The sequence below is a fragment of the Vibrio sp. T9 genome (genome assembly GCF_003123985.1).
In the GTDB taxonomy this organism is placed as follows: Bacteria; Pseudomonadota; Gammaproteobacteria; order Enterobacterales; family Vibrionaceae; genus Vibrio; species Vibrio diabolicus.
On the sequence record NZ_NIGY01000168.1, the window covers coordinates 1 to 308 of the forward strand.

Annotated in this window: 1 protein-coding gene; it reads right to left on the reverse strand. The window is 65.3% G+C overall.

Annotation, left to right across the window (positions count from 1 at the left end; all coding sequences use genetic code 11):
* Positions 1-308, reverse strand: a 308-nt coding sequence (locus CBX98_RS25935; RefSeq protein WP_197710267.1) for a hypothetical protein, incomplete at both ends; no start/stop codon positions are given.

The following is a 308-nucleotide window of genomic DNA, read 5'->3' on the forward strand; positions in this document are numbered from 1 at the left end:
CCAGGTCATCGAGGCGCTGCTGCAGCTGGTCGGCAAGGAAGTCTTCGTCCATGGCCGTGTCATCGAGCGTGGGCGAGAGCAGATAGCGATAGGGAAGCAGGTTCGCGTCCAGCATGCCCATGTCGAAATCACCGTTCACCACCTGGGTGAACGCGGGGTCCTTACGCAATGACGCGGCGAGACCACGACTCAGCGCCGCTTTGCTCGTGTCGTCGCCCCCGTCGATGGCGACCAGGAGCAGGCGCGATCCCGGACCCTCGCCTACCTGGTCCATCAGCAGTTTCTGGTCCGGCGTGGTCGGGGCCGGC